Annotated in this window: 18 protein-coding genes; 5 read left to right on the top strand and 13 right to left on the bottom strand. The window is 69.1% G+C overall.

All coding sequences use genetic code 11. The features are described 5' to 3' along the window. Nucleotides 1-30: 30 nt before the first annotated feature. A complete protein-coding gene (locus ncot_RS05590; protein WP_168615747.1) occupies nt 31-1,029 on the top strand; it encodes a hypothetical protein in 999 nt (332 codons plus the stop codon). A 27-nt stretch (nt 1,030-1,056) separates the two neighbouring features. Here the strand turns inward: ncot_RS05590 and ncot_RS05585 are convergent, their stop codons facing one another. Further along, nucleotides 1,057-1,770, bottom strand: a complete 714-nt coding sequence (locus ncot_RS05585) for a DsbA family oxidoreductase (protein ID WP_168616719.1) — start codon at nt 1,768-1,770, stop codon at nt 1,057-1,059. A 148-nt stretch (nt 1,771-1,918) separates the two neighbouring features. Between ncot_RS05585 and ncot_RS05580 the strand changes: the two genes are divergently transcribed. The 3 genes from ncot_RS05580 to ncot_RS05570 all read left to right on the top strand — a co-directional run bounded on the left by ncot_RS05580 (nt 1,919) and on the right by ncot_RS05570 (nt 4,535). Continuing rightward, entirely contained in the window at nt 1,919-2,818 is a 900-nt protein-coding gene (locus ncot_RS05580; protein ID WP_168616718.1) for an ATP-binding cassette domain-containing protein, read from the top strand. After that, nucleotides 2,815-3,621, top strand: coding sequence for an ABC transporter permease subunit (locus ncot_RS05575; protein ID WP_168616717.1), 807 nt, complete (start codon nt 2,815-2,817; stop codon nt 3,619-3,621). Before ncot_RS05580 ends, ncot_RS05575 begins: the two co-directional genes overlap by 4 nt. Nucleotides 3,622-3,986: 365 nt before the next feature. Further along, the gene (locus ncot_RS05570) at nt 3,987-4,535 is read left to right on the top strand and encodes a hypothetical protein (RefSeq protein ID WP_168616716.1); all 549 of its coding nucleotides are present in this window, start codon (nt 3,987-3,989) and stop codon (nt 4,533-4,535) included. On the opposite strand, the gene efeB is transcribed toward ncot_RS05570, so the two are convergent. The 9 genes from efeB to ncot_RS05525 all read right to left on the bottom strand — a co-directional run bounded on the left by efeB (nt 4,536) and on the right by ncot_RS05525 (nt 14,069). Beyond that, nucleotides 4,536-5,798, bottom strand: coding sequence for an iron uptake transporter deferrochelatase/peroxidase subunit (efeB, locus tag ncot_RS05565; RefSeq protein WP_168616715.1), 1,263 nt, complete (start codon nt 5,796-5,798; stop codon nt 4,536-4,538). Beyond that, nucleotides 5,795-6,967 (bottom strand): iron uptake system protein EfeO, encoded by a 1,173-nt coding sequence (efeO, locus tag ncot_RS05560; protein WP_168616714.1) that lies wholly within the window; start codon nt 6,965-6,967, stop codon nt 5,795-5,797. Before efeO ends, efeB begins: the two co-directional genes overlap by 4 nt. A 90-nt stretch (nt 6,968-7,057) precedes the next feature. Then, entirely contained in the window at nt 7,058-7,924 is an 867-nt protein-coding gene (gene efeU, locus ncot_RS05555) for an iron uptake transporter permease EfeU (protein ID WP_168616713.1), read from the bottom strand. 205 nt (nt 7,925-8,129) lie between these two features. After that, on the bottom strand, nt 8,130-9,155 hold the full coding sequence (gene ilvC, locus ncot_RS05550; protein WP_168616712.1) for a ketol-acid reductoisomerase: 1,026 nt from the start codon (nt 9,153-9,155) through the stop codon (nt 8,130-8,132). 154 nt (nt 9,156-9,309) lie between these two features. Then, the gene (ilvN, locus tag ncot_RS05545; protein ID WP_168616711.1) at nt 9,310-9,849 is read right to left on the bottom strand and encodes an acetolactate synthase small subunit; all 540 of its coding nucleotides are present in this window, start codon (nt 9,847-9,849) and stop codon (nt 9,310-9,312) included. A 55-nt stretch (nt 9,850-9,904) separates the two neighbouring features. Then, a complete protein-coding gene (locus ncot_RS05540) occupies nt 9,905-11,674 on the bottom strand; it encodes an acetolactate synthase large subunit (protein WP_168616710.1) in 1,770 nt (589 codons plus the stop codon). Nucleotides 11,675-11,989: 315 nt separating this feature from the next. Beyond that, entirely contained in the window at nt 11,990-12,295 is a 306-nt protein-coding gene (locus ncot_RS05535) for a 4a-hydroxytetrahydrobiopterin dehydratase (protein ID WP_168616709.1), read from the bottom strand. A 31-nt stretch (nt 12,296-12,326) separates the two neighbouring features. Further along, entirely contained in the window at nt 12,327-13,028 is a 702-nt protein-coding gene (locus tag ncot_RS05530) for a GNAT family protein (RefSeq protein ID WP_168616708.1), read from the bottom strand. Nucleotides 13,029-13,046: 18 nt separating this feature from the next. Then, nucleotides 13,047-14,069, bottom strand: coding sequence for a S66 peptidase family protein (locus ncot_RS05525; RefSeq protein WP_168616707.1), 1,023 nt, complete (start codon nt 14,067-14,069; stop codon nt 13,047-13,049). Nucleotides 14,070-14,201: 132 nt separating this feature from the next. Between ncot_RS05525 and ncot_RS05520 the strand changes: the two genes are divergently transcribed. Beyond that, nucleotides 14,202-14,921 carry a TetR/AcrR family transcriptional regulator gene (locus ncot_RS05520; RefSeq protein WP_168616706.1) on the top strand — a complete coding sequence of 240 codons (720 nt, stop codon included), beginning with the start codon at nt 14,202-14,204 and terminating at the stop codon, nt 14,919-14,921. Nucleotides 14,922-15,182: 261 nt separating this feature from the next. Here the strand turns inward: ncot_RS05520 and ncot_RS05515 are convergent, their stop codons facing one another. From ncot_RS05515 to ncot_RS05505, 3 genes are all read right to left on the bottom strand, one after another. Continuing rightward, a complete protein-coding gene (locus ncot_RS05515; RefSeq protein WP_168616705.1) occupies nt 15,183-16,223 on the bottom strand; it encodes a hypothetical protein in 1,041 nt (346 codons plus the stop codon). Further along, entirely contained in the window at nt 16,220-16,636 is a 417-nt protein-coding gene (locus ncot_RS05510; RefSeq protein WP_168616704.1) for a VOC family protein, read from the bottom strand. The genes ncot_RS05515 and ncot_RS05510 overlap by 4 nt, the downstream gene beginning before the upstream one ends. A gap of 156 nt (nt 16,637-16,792) precedes the next feature. Beyond that, nucleotides 16,793-17,773, bottom strand: coding sequence for an amidohydrolase family protein (locus tag ncot_RS05505; protein ID WP_168616703.1), 981 nt, complete (start codon nt 17,771-17,773; stop codon nt 16,793-16,795). Between the last annotated feature and the right edge of the window lie 7 nt (nt 17,774-17,780).

Below are 17,780 nucleotides of genomic sequence, written 5' to 3'. Positions count from 1 at the left end.
AAGGTCGGCCCCGGTGGGAGACTGCGCTGCATGAGCCAAGCCTTCTGCCAGCAGTGCGGCACTCGCCGCGACGACGACTCCGCCGCGGTCTGCGCCAGCTGTGGCGCACCGTTCACCGGTGGTCGGTCGACGCCGATCGTCCCCAGCGACGAGGCGCCGACGCGCATCGGCTCCCGCCCGCCGAGCTCACCGCAGGCCGGGCCGCACTCGGGCCCCCAGGCGGCTCCCCCGTCGAACCCGGGCTCCGGCCAGAGCGCCTCCGGACAGCAACCATGGACTCCGGCCGCCGCCCAGCAGTCCTCGCCGCAGGGTGCAGACTCCCCGCAGCAGCCGTACGGCGGCGGCCAGCCAGGTGCCCGACAAGGGGCCCAACAGGGTGCCCAAGAAGGGGCACGGCCCGGCGCCGCACCCGGCCAGGGTTGGCAGCAGCCCCCGCCTGCCTACGGACAGCAGGGCCCCGGTGGTCCGCAGGGTCCTGGGCAGCAGTGGGGTCCCCCCGGCCAGCAGCCCACCAAGGGCGGCAACGCCAAGATGTGGATCATCCTCGGAGTTGCCGTTCTCCTCATCGGCGCCATCGTGGCCACCATCCTGTTCCTCACCCTCGGTGGCGACGACAGCGACGACAAGGACTCGATGAGCGACGAGGAACAGATCGAGAAGGCCATCACCGACTACAACGACAGCTACCAGCGCCTGCTCGACGGTGACAGCAGCGCGTGTGACGAGCTCGTCGAGCTCATCGCGGGCACCGAGGACGAGGACCTGGACAGCTGTCACACCGAGGCCGAGGCCAACGCCTCCTCCGACAACACGGCCACGGTCAAGTTCATCAGTGCCGAGGTGGACGGAGACACCGCCGAGGCCACTGTCGAGGTGAGCAGCTCCTACGGCGGCTCCGAGCCGACCACCCAGGAGACCGAGCTCCCGATGGTCAAGGAGGACGGCGACTGGAAGCTGGACTTCGAGGCCGAGTCCCCGTCCGCTGAGCCCAGCACCGAGTACGAGCCGTCGGAGTCGCCCTCCTACTGAGCGATCGTCGATCCCGCGCCGGTTCGCTCAGATCGCGCAGCCGTCGGGCCCGCAGGCCTCCGCGCTCCCCGATCCGTCGACCATGGTCACGGCCGGGTGGGACTCGGTCCAGGCCTGCTCGAGCGCGCGGGTGAAGACCTCGACCGGCTGGGCACCGGAGACGCCGTACTTCTCGGCCACCACGAAGAACGGGACGCCGGTCGCTCCGTAGGCGCCCGCCTGCGCCACGTCGACGTACACCTCGTCACGGAATTCATCACTGGCCAGCACCTCGGCCACCCGCGGGGCGTCGAGGCCGACACCGGTCGCGATCTCGGCAAGGGTCTCGTGGTCGGCCACGTTGCGCACCTCGACGAAGTACGCCGCGAGCAGGGCTTCCTTCAACTGGCCCTGCAGCAGGGGACCACCGTCGTGCCGTGCCAGATGGAGCAGCCGGTGGGCGTCGACCGTGTTGACCCGCTGGGTCTGCGAGAGCCGGTAGAGCAGGCCCTCCTCCGCGGCGACGGCCTCGACCTGGTCCATCATCTTCTGCGCGTTCTCCACGCCGCCGCCGTACTTGCGGGCCAGCACCTCGACAGTGCGCTCAGTGGGCACGTCGGGCGCGGCCGGATCCAGCTCGTAGGAGTGCCACACGACCTCGACGTCGTCGGCGTGCTCGAAGCCGGAGAGGGCCTTCTCCAGACGGCGCTTGCCGATGTAGCACCACGGGCAGACGACGTCGGACCACACATCAATTCGCATGTCCGCACAACGCTGTCGCACACCCGAAGAATTCCCGGACCCTGAGCGCTGCCGACCGAAGGCTCAGGGTCGGCTCAGGGTTGCTCGGGGGTCATCGGGGTTGGTCTCCCCGATGTGCGCACCGGCGCGCGGAGGCGAGGCTTCCACCATGATCACAGTCGACCACCTCACGAAGACCTACCGCGGCTTCACCGCCGTGGACGACGTCTCGTTCATCGCCCAGCCGGGCCGGGTCACCGGGTTCCTCGGACCCAACGGCGCCGGAAAGTCCACCACCATGCGGGTCATGGTCGGTCTCACCGAGTCCTCCTCGGGCTCCGCCACGATCCTCGGTCGTCCGTTCGCCGACCTGCCCAACCCGGGCCGCGAGGTCGGCGTGCTCCTCGACGCCTCGGCCCAGCACGCCGGCCGCACCGGACGCGAGATCCTCGCCATCGCGCAGCGCACCATGGGACTCCCCAAGGCCCGGGTGGACGAGATGCTGCAGCTGGTCAGCCTCACCGAGCGTGAGTCGGAGCGTCGGGTGAAGAACTACTCGCTCGGCATGCGCCAACGCCTGGGCATCGCCACCGCACTGATCGGTGACCCGGAGGTGCTGATCCTGGACGAGCCGGCCAACGGTCTCGACCCGGCCGGCATCCGCTGGATGCGCGACCTGCTCCGCGGCTACGCCAACCGTGGGGGCACGGTGCTGCTGTCCAGCCATCTCCTGCACGAGATCGAGGTGATCGCCGACGACCTGGTGATGATCGGCAACGGCCGGATCGTCGCCGAGGGCACCAAGGCCGAGCTCCTGCACGCCGCCGGAACCGTGGTCCGCTCCACCGCGACGGCCGACCTCTCGCAGGCACTGCGCAACGCAGGGCTGGTCGTCACCTCCGGTGACGACGGCGCGCTCCGCACGGAGGCGCCGGCCGAGCAGGTCGGCCGGATCGCCCTGAACTCCGGGATCGCACTCACCGAGCTGCGATCCTCCGACAACGCGGGCCTCGAGGAGATGTTCCTCGAGCTCACTGCCGAGACCCAACGAGAAGGTGCAGCAGCATGACCACGTTGACAGAGGTCGCCCCCGCCGCCGAGGCCACCGGGACGACGACCCACGCCCCGATCCCGATGAGTCGCATCGTCCGGGTCGAGCTGATCAAGATGTTCGACACCCGCTCCGGGTTCTGGCTGATCGCCAGCATCGGGATCGCAGCCGTCCTGGCCACCGGGGCCACCATCATGTTCGCCCCGGACTCGGAGCTGACCTACGAGGCGTTCGCGACCGCCATCGGCTTCCCGATCGCACTGATCCTGCCGATCGTGGGACTGCTCTCCATCTCCAGCGAGTGGAGTCAGCGGTCCGGGCTGACCACCTTCACCCTCATCCCGCACCGCAGCCGGGTGATCCACGCCAAGTTGATCTGCTCGGTCGGCGTCGGCGTGGCGTCGATGCTGGTGGCCATGGCCATCGGCGCCCTCGGCAACATCGTGGGTACGGCGATCGCGGGCGTCGACACGACGTGGAACGTGAGCGTCAAGGAGCTCTCGCTGATCGTGCTGGCCAACATCCTCGGGATGCTGATCGGCTCCATGCTCGGCCTGCTGATCCGCAACTCTGCCGGCGCCATCGTGGGCTACTTCGTCTTCAACGCCCTGTTGCCCACGCTGTTCATGACCTTGGGCAACCTCCAGGAGTGGTTCCGCGACATCTGGCCGTGGGTCGACTTCGCCTACGCCCAGGGAGCACTGTTCGAGGGTTCCCCCACGGGCGAGGACTGGGCGCACCTGGCCGTCACCGGAACCATCTGGCTGCTCATCCCGTTGCTCGTCGGCCTGGCCCTGGTCCGCCGCTCAGAGGTCAAGTGACCTCGACCGACAGGCGGCCACCCCGGTGCCGGGGTGGCCGCCGTCCGCATGATTGACGCAGGCAGAATGTGGGCATCGTGAACCCCATGGACGCCCCGCTGTGCCCCTCCTGTGGCCGACCACTGACTCCCGCCGACGCCTTCTGCACGTCGTGCGGGCGTCCGGTTCCCGGTCCGCCCCCGGCTCCGGCGCGGCAGCCGCTCCCCTATGGCGCAGTCCCGCAGGGCGACCCCTTCGCGTCGCTCGGAGGACCTCATCGGTCCCCCCGCGGCAGCGGCTCTCGTGGCGGCGCAGCTGCCCTCGGTGGGCGCGGTGCCGGCGACCAGCACGGACGTTCCGGGCCGGGTGGCGGGAGGAAGGCCGCGATGATCGCGGGCGTCGTGTGCGGTGTTCTCCTGGTCGCCGGGGTGGGGACCACGGCCATCGTGCTGGCCACTGCTGACGACCACGACGAAGTGGCCGGAGACGGTCCCAGCACCACCACCTCGCAGAGCGGCACCAGCGACCCGAGCCAGCTGAACCTCCCCGCGCCGTCGAGCTCCACCCCACCGTCCAGGACGTTCGTGCGGACCCCCGGCTCCGGTGACGCCAGGAACCAGGTCAAGCAGCTCGCCGACGACTACGCCGAGTGGACCAAGGCCATCTACGACGGCGACGTGGGCGCCTGCGACTACATGGACCTGTACGTCGACAAGGTCCCGAAGAAGTCCTTGGTCTCGTGCCGGAAGGCGGCCGCAACTCCGCTGCCCGCGGGCGACAAGATCGCCGTCAGGCCCGGCGCGATCGAGGTCCACGGCACGAAGGGGACGATCACCTTCCGCTACAACTACACCTTCGACGGCAAGTCAAACCACACCACCTCGGAGCAGCCGGTCGTCAAGACCGGCGGAACCTGGTTCCTGACCGAGCCGTGATCAGGCGAACAGCGACTGGCCGACGTACTCCCCCGGGCTGGTGCCGGGCGGCACGGCGAACAGCGCGGACCCGGTGAACTTCAGGTATTCCATCATCGCGTCGGACCTGGCCATCCGCGTCTGCATCGGGACGAACTGCTCCTGCGGGTCCCGGACGTAGGCGATGAAGAACAGCCCGGCGTCGAGGCCACCCAGGTCATCACTTCCGTCCACGAAGTTGTAGCCCCGGCGCAGGATCCGCGAGCCGCCGTTCGTGCTCGGATGGACCAGGCGCACATGGGCATCGACCGGGATGATCGGCCCGCCACGCCCCGGCATGGTGAAGTCGGGCTCACTGAACTCCTCACCACCCGAGAGGGGCGCCCCTGTCTGCTTGGTGCGACCGATGATGTCCTGCTGGTCCTGCAGGGACTGTCGGTCCCAGGTCTCGATGCGCATGTTGATGCGGCGCGCCGCCAAGTAGGAGCCTCCCGCCAACCAGTCAGCCCTCGGGTCGTCGCCGCGCGCCACCCACAGGTGCTCGGCCAGTGCATCGGACTCCTCGGCCTTCAGGTTGGCGGTGCCGTCCTTGAAGCCGAAGAGGTTGCGCGGTGTCTCCTGCGAGGTCGAGGTGCTCGACGTGCGCCCGAAACCGAGCTGCGACCAGCGCACGGCGACCGTGCCGAACCCGATGCGGGCCAGGTTGCGGATCGCGTGCACGGCTACCTGGGGGTCGTCGGCGCACGCCTGGATGCACAGGTCCCCTCCCGACCGCTCCGGGTCGAGCGCGTCCGCCGGGAAGTGTGGCAGCGGCTGGAGCACCGTCGGCTGCCGGTCGGCGATGCCGAACCGGTCCTCGCCCTCGGCCGTGCGGAAGAGTGTCGGTCCGAAGCCGAAGGTGAGCGTCAGGCGCGAGGCGGGCAGGCCGATCGCCTCACCCGTGTCGTCGGGCGGCAGGTCGGCGTCGCCCTCGGTGGGACCGATCGGTCCCGCCGAGCCGCCAGCGGTCATCCGCTCGGCGGCCTCGGTCCACTCCACCAGCAGCGCGATCAGTGCTTCGCGGGAGTCGGTGATCACGTCGAAGGCGGCGAAGTGCAGGCGGTCCTGGGCCGGGGTGACGATGCCGGCCTGGTGGTCACCGTGGAACGCGTACGCCGCGGGGCCGGACGCCACCGGCGTGTCAGCGGAGCCCGCAGCCTGGGCCGCAGCGAGTCCCCCGACCACGCCCACGGCTGCCGCGCTCCCGGTCAGGAGCGCGCGACGGGAGAGGGCCGGCTGCTTCATGCGCGGTCCAGCAGGGCACCCGTCAGCCTGGAGAGCGGCTCGGCCAGCGCGTTCACCGCGTTGGAGAGCTGCTTCACCTCCGCCGGGGTGAGCTCGTCGTAGTAGGTGAAGCCGTCATCGGTCTTCTGCGCGTCCAGCAGCTCCTGCAGGTCGGCGAAGCGGGCGGTCAGGGTCTCGGCGAGCTCGGGATCCTTGGTCTCGAGCAGCGCCTTGACGCCCTCGAAGGCAACGCGGGCGCCGTCGACGTTGGCCTGGAAGTCCCACAGGTCGGTGTGCGACCAGATCTCCTCCTCACCGGTGACCTTGCCGCTCGCCACTTCCTCGAGCAGTCCCGTGGCGCCGTTGGCGATGCCGTCGACGGTGAAGCTCAGGTCGCCGTCGACCTGCTGGTCGAGCTTCTTGGTGTTCTTCAGCAGGTCGTCGGCGAAGAACATGCGCTGCTTCGGGGTGAGCGCCTTGTAGCCCTTGGCCTCCTCGGGCCACAGGTCCTTCTCGATGCGGTGCCACCCTGTCCAGTCGTCGCCCTCGGCGACGTCGGCCTCACGCAGGTCCATCAGGGGGTCGAGGTTGCCGAACGACTCGGCGACCGGCTCGATGCGCTCCCAGTGGACCCGCGCGTCGGCGTACAGCGCCCTGGCCTCGTCGTCCTTGCCGGTCTTGTAGAGGTTGACGAACTCGGTGGTCTTGGTGAGCAGCTGGTCGCTCTGGTCCTGCACGTAGGCCAGGTAGTTGGCGTTGGCCCGGTCGATCATGGCCTGCTCGTCCTCGGAGACCTCGACCTCCTCGTCGGAGCTGGTGACGGAGAAGTCGGCGCGGATGCCGTCGCCCTTCATGCCGGGCTTGCAGGCAGTGACGTAGTCGCCCTCCGGGACGGCAACGGTCAGGCGACTGTTGAGGTTGGCGCCGATGTTCTCGACCTCACCGATGATGCGCAGCCCGTCCTCGGCCAGCAGGTAGAACTCGGTGACCTTCTGCCCGGAGTTGGTGACGTCGAAGGTCAGCGTGCCGGCCGGGGCCTCCACCTTGGAGACGTCGCATCCGTCATCACTCGAGACGACCGTGATGGAACGGGGGTCGGAGTCGTCGGACTTCGCGTTCTCGGTGCAGGAGGCGAGCAGCGGTGCTGCCACGAGGATCGGGACCAGCACGGCCAGCTTGCGGTTCGGCATTGTCGTCCTTCGGGAGGAGTGGTTCGAGCGGACTGGGTCGAGCGGTGAGGGGTCGAGCGGTAGCGGTCAGGCGGTGTGGATCGGGCGGGATCAGGCGACCGACGCGCGGTCGACGTCCTTGGTGGGAGCCGAGCGACGGCGGGCACCCCGCAGGAAGAGCGTCATCGTCGGCACGAGGTAGAGCAGCCACACCACGCCCTCGAGCTTGGTGGTGGCCATCGAGATGTTGAAGACGCCCTTGATCAGCGTGCCCAGCCACCCGGCGGGGTCGATGCTGTCGCTGATGTCGAAGAGCAGGTCGTGCAGCCCCGGCAGGAAGCGCGCCTCCTGGAGGTCGTGCACGCCGTAGGCCAGGACGCCGGCGGCGACCACGATCAGGAATCCACCCGTCCAGGTGAAGAACGTGCCCAGGTTGATCGAGATGGCGCCCCGATAGATCAGGTAGCCGAGGACGACAGCGGTGAGGATGCCCAGGGCCGCGCCCAGGAGGGGTTCCCAGGTCGGCGTGACGGTGCCGACCTCATCCCGCGTGCCTGCCTGGGTTGCTGCCCAGATGAACAGCGCCGTCTCCAGGCCCTCGCGGCCGACCGCGAACATGGCCACGACCACCAGGCCCCAACGACCGCCCTCGGCGGCCACGTCGATCTGTCCGCGCAGCTCGCCACCCAGGCCCCTGGCCGCACGCGCCATCCAGAACACCATCCAGGTCACGAAGCCGACCGCGACGATCGAGAGCGTGCCGCCGATGAACTCCTGGGCCTCGAAGGTCAGTCCGCGAGGGCCGTAGGTCAGTGCCGCGCCGAAGCCCAGCGAGACCAGAACGGCGATGCCGACACCGGCCCAGATGCGGGGCAGCAGCTCGGTGCGGCCTGACTTCACGAGGTAGGCAACCAGGATGCTCACGACCAGCGCGGCTTCGAGGCCCTCACGCAGGCCGATCAGGTAGTTGGACAGCACAACCGCAGGATACGCCCCTGGCTTAGGCGTGCCTAACCTTGTCGTCGGTCGAGATCCATGGGGGCTGCCACCCATCTTCGGGACCGCCCCGTCTGAGCAGGAGCAACCGGCACACGAACAAAGAGCCGTGGGCCCGGTCGTGACGACCGGGCCCACGGCTCTCGTGGTGAAGGCGGTCAATGAGGAGCCGCCCTCCCTGTGTTCCTCAGCGAGCAGCGGAACCCTCGGTGTAGTCGTCGTCCGCCTGCTTCCAGGCGAACTGCGAGCGCAGGGTCTTGCCGGTGGCCTCGATCGGGTGGCCGGCCTCCTTGTCGCGCAGCTCGTTGAACTCCTTGGCGCCGTTGTCCTGGTCGGCGATGAAGCGCTCCGCGAAGGCACCGCTCTGGATGTCGGCGAGGACACCCTGCATGCGCTCCTTGACGCCGGCGTCGATGACGCGCGGGCCCGAGACGTAGTCGCCGTACTCAGCGGTGTCGGAGATCGACCACCGCTGCTTGGCGATGCCGCCCTCCCACATGAGGTCGACGATGAGCTTGAGCTCGTGGAGCACCTCGAAGTAGGCGATCTCCGGCTGGTAGCCCGCCTCGGTCAGGGTCTCGAAGCCGGCCTGCACCAAGTGCGACATGCCGCCGCAGAGCACGGCCTGCTCACCGAACAGGTCGGTCTCGGTCTCCTCGGTGAAGGTGGTCTTGATGACTCCGGCGCGGGTGCCACCGATGCCCTTCGCGTAGGACTTGGCGAGCTCCCAGGCCTGGCCGGACGCGTCCTGCTCGACCGCGATGATGTCGGGGATGCCGCGACCGGCGACGTACTCGCGACGCACGGTGTGACCGGGCGCCTTCGGGGCCACCATGATCACGTCGACGCCCTCGGGCGCCTTGATGTAGCCGAAGCGGATGTTGAAGCCGTGGCCGAACACCAGGGTGTCGCCCTCGGCGAGGTGGGGCTCGATCTCCTCGGCGTACAGCTTGCGCTGGTGCTGGTCGGGCGCGAGGATCACGACCACGTCGGCCTCCTCGACGGCCTCCGCGGGGGTCAGGACGCGCAGGCCCTCCTCCTCGGCCTTCGCGCGGCTCTTCGAGCCGGGCTGCAGGCCGACGCGCACGTCGACACCCGAGTCACGCAGGTTGAGCGCGTGGGCGTGACCCTGGCTGCCGTAGCCGATGACCGCGACATTCTTGCCCTGGATCAGGGACAGGTCGGCGTCGTCGTCGTAGTACATCTCAGCCACTGGGGCTCTCCTTCAGTTGGTGTTGTTGCTGCTTGTCATGTTGGGTGTTCGTGATCGCTTGGTGGCTGGCTTCCCGGCCGAGTCATGCGCTTCCCGGCTGGACTTCGGCCGAGGAGTTCCCGCTTCCCCGGGCCCCGGTGAAGCGGGACAGGGGTCAGACCGCCGCAGGCGGAGCCGGTACGGCGACCGGGCGCTGGCCGCGCTCGGAGATCGAGCGGGCCCCCCGACCGATCGCCACCACGCCGGACTGGACCAGCTCACGGACCCCGAAGGGCTCGAGGACCCTGAGGAAGTCGGCGAGCTTGTCGGCATTGCCGGTGACCTGGATGGTCAACGCATCAGGTGCCACGTCGACCACCTTGGCCTTGAACAGCTGGACCGCGTCCAGCACGTGGCCCCGGGAGTCGGCATCGGCGCGGACCTTGACGAGCAGGAGCTCCCGGCTGACCGAGGACGCGTCGTCGAGCTCGACGATCTTGATCACCTCGACCAGCTTGTTGAGCTGCTTGGTCACCTGCTCCAGGGGGCTCTCGTCGACCGAGACCACGATCGTCATTCGCGAGACATCCGGGCTCTCGGTCGGACCCACGGCCAGGCTGTCGATGTTGTAGCCGCGACGGCTGAAGAGCCCGGCGATGCGGGCCAGGACGCCCGGCTTGTTCTCCACCAGGACGGACAGGGTGTGCTTGGTCATTCGTGCTCCTGGGTCTCGAGGGGCTCGCTGCGCTCGATGCTCGACCAACGACTGGTCACAGGTCGTCCTCGTCGAACTTGGGGGCGAGGTCGCGGGCGTACTTGATCTCGTCGTTGCTGGTGCCGGCGGCAACCATCGGCCACACCATGGCGTCACGGTGCACCCGGAAGTCGACGACGACGGGCTGGTCGTTGATCGACATCGCCTGCTCGATCGTCGCGTCGACGTCACCGGGCGAGTCGCACGCCAGGCCGACACAGCCGTAAGCATCGGCCAGCTTCACGAAGTCAGGGATGCGCTTGCTGTGCAGGTCGGTGTTGGAGTAGCGCTCGTTGTAGAACAACGTCTGCCACTGCCGCACCATCCCGAGCGACTCGTTGTTGATCACTGCCACCTTGATCGGGATGTTGTTGATCGCGCAGGTGGCAAGCTCCTGGTTGGTCATCTGGAAGCACCCGTCACCGTCGATCGACCACACCGTGCTGTCCGGCTTGCCCACCTTGGCGCCCATGGCTGCCGGCACCGAGAAGCCCATCGTGCCCAGGCCACCGGAGTTGATCCAGGTGTTGGGGTTCTCGTAGCCGACGAAGTGTGCCGACCACATCTGGTGCTGTCCGACCCCCGAGCAGTAGATCGCCTCGGGCCCGGCGATCTTGCCCAGGCGCTCGAGGACGTACTGCGGAGCCAGGCTGCCGTCGGCCGGGGCCTCGTAGGCCACCGGGTACTGCTTCTTGATGCCGGCCAGGAAGGCGACCCACGCCTCGTAGTCACCGCGGTTGCCCTGCTCGGCCTCGGCATTGAGCGCGATGACCAGGTCAGCGATCACCTCGCGGGCGTCGCCCACGATCGGGACGTCGGCATGGCGGTTCTTCCCGATCTCGGCCGGGTCGATGTCGGCGTGGATGACCTGGGCACCGGGTGCGAACGAGTCGAGGTTTCCGGTCACACGGTCGTCGAAGCGCGCACCGAGGCTGATGATCAGGTCGCTCTTCTGCAGGCCGGCCACTGCCGCCACGGTGCCGTGCATGCCGGGCATGCCGAGGTGCTGCGGGTGGCTGTCGGGGAAGGCACCGCGGGCCATCAGCGTGGTCACGACCGGCATCCCGGTGGCCTCGGCCAGCACGCGCAGCTCCTTGGCGGCACCGGAGCGGATCACACCGCCTCCGACGTAGAGCACGGGTCGCCGCGCCTCGAGGATCAGCTTGGAGGCCTCACGGATCTGCTTGCTGTGGGGTCGCGTCACCGGCCGGTAGCCGGGAAGGTGCAGCTCGGTCGGCCACTCGAAGGTGGTCATTGCCTGCAGCGCTGACTTGGCGACGTCGACCAGCACCGGGCCGGGCCGGCCGGTCGAGGCGATGTGGAACGCCTCGGCGATCCGCTGCGGGATCTCAGCGGGATCGGTGATCAGGAAGTTGTGCTTGGTGATCGGCATCGTGATGCCGCGGATGTCGGCCTCCTGGAACGCGTCCGTGCCGATCATCGAGGCGCCGACCTGGCCGGTGACCGCCACCATCGGCAGCGAGTCCATGTGCGCATCGGCGATCGGGGTCACCAGGTTGGTCGCCCCGGGGCCCGAGGTCGCCATGCACACGCCCACCTTGCCGGTGGCCGCGGCGTACCCCTGGGCGGCGTGGCCGGCCCCCTGCTCGTGACGCACGAGGATGTGGCGGATCTTGGAGTCGAAGAGCGGGTCGTACGCCGGGAGGATGGCGCCTCCGGGGATGCCGAAGATGTCCTCGACACCGGCGCTCTCCAGCGACTTGACCAGGCTCTGCGCACCCGTGACCTGGGTTCCGGAGCCCGATCCACTGTCCTGCTCAGCCATTGTCTTTCCTGTCTTCGTGTGACCAACAAAAAACCCCTCGGCCAGAAGTGGCAACGAGGGGACGACGCGTGTGCGGTGAGGCGGTGGGGCCTCAGCTCACGCGTCTGGTGCATACAAGAAGCTGCTTGTGCATGCGCCAACGTTCGCTGCCAACTCCCGACGGAGTCAACCCAGTGAATCAGGTATCCCACATCGTGAAACGTCGATCCCACTATATGGCGTCCGCTCGGACCTCCCCGGACGACCCCGTCGTCACCCGTCGTCACCCGTACTCGTCAGCCGTCCTCGTCACCCCGCCGCCGTCACCCGGACTCGTCACCCGGCCGTCGTCTTCACGCCGGCCCCGGCAGCGAGCTCGCTGATCCGCCGAGCCAGAGCCACGTCGCGTTCGCTGACTCCCCCGACGTCGTGACTCGAGAGCCGGATCGTCACCTCGCCGTAGCGCAGGTCGATGTCGGGGTGGTGGTTGGCGTCCTCGGCCGCAGCGCCGACCTCGTTGACCAGGGCCAGGCCGGTGGCGAAGTCGCCCGTCGCGCAGTGCAGGTGGAGTGCGTCGTCACGCAGCGCCCAGCCGGACAGTCCCGCGTCGTGCACCTGCTGGTCGCTCAGTGTCTCGCCCATGCCTCCAGCATGCCACCCGCGACAACCGAGGTCATCCGCCGGCGCGGATCTCCTCCAACGATCGGACCTGCCTGCCCTCGACCTGGTTGTCCGGCGCCAACCACGCGTCGTACGCCGCCGCGAGCGCCGGCCACTCCGAGTCGACGATGGAGAACCAGTCGGTGTCGCGGTTGCGGCCCTTGTGGACCACTGCCTGCCGGAACCGGCCCTCGTAGGTGAAACCCAGGCGCTGGGCCGCCCGACGCGACGGCTCGTTGAGCGCGTCGCACTTCCACTCGTAGCGGCGATAGCCGAGCGAGAAGACGTGGCGAGCCAGCAGGAACTGGGCCTCGGTCGCGGCCGTGGTGCGCTGCAGCCGTCGGCCCAGCGCGATCCAGCCGATCTCGACCGAGCCGTTGCCCTGGTCGATGCGCAGGTAGCTGGCCATCCCCGCCGCCACCCCGCCGGCGTCCCGGACGACCACGGTCACCGAGTCGGTGGCCAAGGAGCGCTCCTCGACGTGCTCGGCGAGCTCGGCACGATCGACCGGCATCTCGCGTGGCAGATAGGTCCACAGGTCGTCGTTGCCCGGCCCGCACAGCTCCTCGTAGAGCTCGTCCGCGTGCTCGGTGATGATCGGCTCGATCCGGCACCACTGCCCCGTCATCGGCGTCACGTCGGGGAACGGGCAGGGCACCCAGTCGTCGACCGCAGGGCCGATCGGCTGGCCGTGCTCGTTGGTCCGGGAGGTCACCTCCACGAGGCTAGGCGATCAACCGAGGTGCTGGGTGACCTCGCCGCGACCGTCCCGCAGAGTGATCCGGGCGCTGGCCCCGTTGACCAGCGGCAGGAACGGCGCCACGTGTCCGCAGTCGACGTCGAGCACCACCGGGACACCGAGGTCGCCCAGCGCATCGGCTGCGGCGTCCTGCTGGGTGAACCCGTCTGAGTCCGGGGCCAGCGGGCGGCCGACCAGGATCGCGTTGGCGTGCTCGAACCAGCCGGCCAGCCGGAAGCCGTGCAGGATGCGGGCCACGTCGAACGCACCGAAGTCGCACGCCTCCACGTAGACGATGATCCCTTCGTCGGCGTGCTCGCGGCCGAAGGCCGCCACGTCGGCGTACGGCGTCCCGGAGATCGCACCGAGCGTCTCGGTGCAGCCTCCGATCAGCCGACCGCTCACCTCGAGGTCTCCCCCGCCGAGCACGCTCCACCCACCCTCGGCGTCGAGGTCGAGCTCCCTCACTCCCGGGTCGTCGACGTAGTCGTCACGTCGACCGGGAGTCCGGAAGCGCCCGGGACTGTTCTGCACGACGTCAGCGGTCGCGGCCGCGACGTCGGTCCAGTGCAGCAGGCCCTCGGGCGGATCGTAGGGCGAGTCCATCAGGTTGGCCCCGTGCAAGGTGGCCCACCCGGAGCGCAGGGTCAGCGGCACCATGACCGTGCTCATGTCGGAGTAGCCCACCAACCAGGTCGGCTCGGCAGAAGCGAGCACTTCCCAGTCGAGGAGGTCGAGCAGGTCGACCGCGAGCTCCCCTCCCCACGGCGGCACCACCGCGCGGATCGCGGGGTCGAGCAACATCTCCATGAGCTCGTCGGCGCGTTCCTGCTTCGGCGCGGAGACATGCTGGTCGGCACTCATGCACTGACCCACGCGTACGTCGTAGCCGCGCCCGCGCAGCGAGTCGAGCGCTACCTGGAGACGGCCCTGCATCCGGTCCTCGACCCCGGCGGAGGGCGAGGTGATGCCGATCAGATCTCCGCGGGCGAGTGGACGTGGGAAGCGGATCGACATGTGATGCACTCTAGGAGTTGCCCGCGGGGCGTGCCACAGGATTTCTCCTGCCACGGCACCCGATCGGTTCATCCTGACGCCACCTGTGGAGAACCATCCCCGATTGTCGGTGGCCAGCCCTGGACTGGTCACATGCCTCGTCTCATCGATTCCATCAACCGCACCGACACCCTGACCCTCGCCATCAACCACGTCATCGCCACTGACGGTGTGCCCGGCCTGACGCTGCGGCGGATCAGCCAGGTCAGCGGGGTCAGAGCACCGACGGTCGTCAACCACTTCGGTTCGCGAGCCCGACTGCTCCACGTGGCGGCCGTGCGCAACGCCAAGGATCGACTGGACGAATTCGTCGTCGGTCAGCCCTACCGTGGTCTGCGCGCGCTGCTGCCAAAACCCAGCGACCGGTCGTGGTGCACCGACGCGACCGTGCACGCGCGAGTCTGGCTCGGCTGGCTCGAGCTTTGGCGCAGCGATCCCGACCTCGAACGGTGCCTGAACGATCACCACGCGGTGCTGCGGCAATATCTGCACGCGCTCACAGAAGGACGGATCCAGCCGCGGATGCTCACGGGCCTCCTGGCACTCAGTGAAGGCCTGCAGTCCCAGATGGCCGCCCCTGTCAGACCGCTGTCACCCGCTGACGCCGAGGAGTTGTTCCTCCGCACCCTGTCGGCGCTCGACATCTGCCCTGCACCCGTGAGGCAACCCGATCCAGTGCCGGCGCACCTCGACGCGGCGCTGAGCTGGATGCGGCACGCAGGTCGCGGTGGCGACTGGCGAGCCGACCCTGACCTCGCAGCGGCCTTCCGCACGGATGCGGTCCGGGGTGACGACGGTCCGGGGTCACGCTGATCCGGGGCGATGCCGGTCGGCATGGATCCGTGGGCCGGGTCCACCCGCCGCCGGGGGCCGGCCGTGACACGGATCCGCCCGGCGAGCCCGCATCGATCCGCGCCCCGGATGCCCTGCTCCGGTTGAACAAACGTTCATTCAAGACGGGTTTTGAATGAACGTTTGTTCAACCGGTCGAGGCCCTCCTGGCGGTGCGACAGCGGTGCGATGGCGCTGAAATTGCGGTGCGATGGCGGTGCGACGGCGGGTCCGGCGCATCCGTCACTGGAAGCTGACGAACTCGACCTCCGGTCGGATTCGCTTCACCTTGGCGGGGGACATGCGTCGGACGTCCTCGTCGTAGAAGAGCTTGAAGCCCATGTGGAACTTCCTGGGTGCCGCGACGTGACGGTAGGTGTCCAGCTTCTGGCCGGGGGTGCCGAAGCCGTCGACATGTTGGACCAGCGCCAAGTTCCTGCGCCGGTTCACCTTCGCCAGGTTGGGGATCATCTCGCGCCGGAACTGGTGCAGCATGAAGATCTTCTGCGGCAGGTGCTCGCGGCGAACGAGCCGCGAGAGCCACCGCGAGGTGCGGTTCACCTCGGCCGCGGAGACCGAGCCGATGCGCTGCCCCGGGACCCCGTGTCGTCCCATCCGCCACTCGGGGTCGAGGGCCAGCCCGACGTGCGGGTGCCTCAGGGCCCACGTCCAGCGCTTGGCGACATCGAGGAAGTCACTGCGGCCGGTCTGGAGGTCGAGCACCAGCATCACCTCGTGTCGGTGGGCGGCGCGGATGTAGCGGCGCACCTGCTCCCGTGCGATGTCATGGCTGAAGTCGCGGTCCTTGCCGGGGGTCCCGTCGGCCACGGTGACGATCAGCTCGAACACGGGGACCGCCGGTCGGCCCGGACGGCCGAACGGCTTCGCTGCCCGGCGAAGACGACGGACGGCCCGGTCCGGGGTGGTCTCGCCCAGCACACCGAGCGCGCCGGTGCCACCGGTGCCGTAGTAGGCGACCAGGATCCGACCGTCGAAGACCTCCGTGCCGCCGTGCGGAAGCTCAGCAACGGGCGCACGTCGAGCAAGGACCGGCGCCTCCTCGACGCCTGATCCCTCGACGCCTGATCTCTCGACGCCTGATCCCTCGACGCCTGACCCCTCGACGTCGTCGCCCGAGCTCAGCACCGCGGGTGACCCGGCCACGGCCCCGGACTCCCTGGTGGGTTCGACGTCGAGGCCGGCGACCGTGGCCACCAGGACCAGGACGACGAAGGCTGCCAGGGCACCGAGCAGGGCCTGGCGGGGCGCGATGATCTCCTTCACGGCAGGACGACCCGGCCGATCGCACCCGGGTTCCAGGCGACCTCCCAGCGGAAGCCGTCGGGGTCGGCGAAGTAGCCGGTGCAGCCGCCCCAGTCACGGTCCAGGGCGTCGCTGACCGGGTCGGCACCCGCTGCCCGAGCCGTTGCCAGCACGGCGTCGACCTCTTCGCGGGAGGCCACGTTGTGGGCCAGTGTCATCGGTACGATGCCGGGACCGCGCCGGATCGGGCCGACCTCGGCCTCGAACTCGGAGTCGACCCACAGTGAGAGCACCAGGTGCTCCCCCGCCTTGATCATCAGCACCTCGCCGGGCACGTCGAGCTCCGCCTGCCAGCCGAGGCCGTCGAGGTAGAACGCGCGAGTGGCGTCGAGGTCGCTGACCGCGAGCGTGACAAAACTGATCCGCTGGTCCATGTCCCTGAATTCCCTGGGGTCGAAAGGGCTGCCGCCACGCCGGTGCGGCGAATTTGCCGGGCAAGTGTGTCACGCCCCGGGCACGCCCCGGGTTGTCCCCCGCCGGCAACTCCACGACCGGCCCGACCGGCCCGGTCCAGGACCGGGAATCCTGGGTCAGACCAGGCCCAGGAACCGCTTCGCGTTGCCCTGCAGGATCGCTGCACGGTCGGGCTCGGCCAGGAAGTTCGCCCGTTCCACCACTGCGCCGACGGGCCGCTCGCCGAGAGGGTAGGGGTAGTCGCTGCCGAGCATGACCTGCGATGCCCCGAGGGTGTCCACGAGCAGCCGCAGTGCCGCCGGCTCGAAGACCACGGAGTCGACGCTGAACCGGCCGACGTACGCCGACGGTGGCAGCTGCGACTTGGCGACGAGGTCGCCGCGCCGGTGCCACGCGTTCTCGAACCGGCCGAGCCAGAACGCGAACGACCCGCCTCCGTGGGCGAAGCAGATCCGCAGGGTCTCGGGCAGGCGGTCGAAGGCACCGCCGAGCACCATCGCGATCACTGACAGGTGGGTCTCGGCTGGCATCCCGGTCAGCCAGCGCGCCATCCACCGGTCCAGGCGGGGCGAGGTCGCCATGTCCCACGGGTGCACGAAGACCGGCATCCCGAGGGCGGCAGCGTGCTGCAGGAAGGTGACGATGCCCTCGTCGTCGAGGTCGCGGTCGCCGACGTGGTTGCCGATCTCGACTCCGAGGTGCCCCGACTCCTGGCACCGTTCCAGCTCCCGACAGGCGGCGTCCGTGTCCTGGAGGGGAACCTGCGCGAAGGGCAGCAGCCTTCCTGCGGAGGGCGCACAGATCTCGAGGGCGAGGTCGTTGAAGATGCGGGCCACCTTCGCCGCCTCCGCGCCCGGCAGGTCGTAGCCGAAGAACAGCGGGGTCGGGGAGACCACCTGCTGGGCCACCCCGTCTGCGTCCATGTCGGACAAGCGGACCGAGCTGTCCCAGCAGTTCGAGCGCACCGGCCGGAACTCGGTGTCGCCGACCATGATCATCGCCTCCCGCTCGGAGGTGATCCGCAACCACGGGCGTCCCTCGCCCAGGTCGGGCCAACCCGCAGGCACGTAGTGGGTGTGGACGTCGATCGAGTCCAACTCAGCC

The sequence above is a fragment of the Nocardioides sp. JQ2195 genome (assembly GCF_012272695.1).
Lineage (GTDB): Bacteria > Actinomycetota > Actinomycetes > Propionibacteriales > Nocardioidaceae > Nocardioides.
Note: the sequence above shows the minus strand (reverse complement) of the source record. Positions and strands in the feature narration are given on the sequence as shown.